The organism is Paraburkholderia sp. RL18-085-BIA-A (genome assembly GCF_046027075.1).
Classification (GTDB): Bacteria; Pseudomonadota; Gammaproteobacteria; order Burkholderiales; family Burkholderiaceae; genus Paraburkholderia.
Window position 1 is genome coordinate 1 of sequence record NZ_JARESU010000729.1, and the last position, 234, is coordinate 234.

At 70.5% G+C, this 234-nt stretch carries 1 pseudogene; it reads left to right on the forward strand.

From position 1 onward, the window contains the following. A pseudogene (locus tag P0D89_RS54580) lies at nucleotides 1–234 on the forward strand (MFS transporter); the annotation flags it as partial.

The window sequence follows — 234 nt, forward strand, 5'->3', positions numbered from 1 at the left end:
CTCCAACATTCGCTCGGCTTCTCGCAGGTGCAGACGGGCCTCTACATGACACCCTGGCCGCTCGTGATCGTGGTCGCCGCGCCGCTCGCCGGCGCGCTGTCCGACCGTTACTCGGCCGGCGTGCTTGGCGGCATCGGGCTCGCGCTGTTCGCGGGCGGACTGCTGTCGCTTGCGACGATCGGAGCGCACCCGGGCACGGTTGACATCGTCTGGCGCATGGCGCTGTGCGGTGCC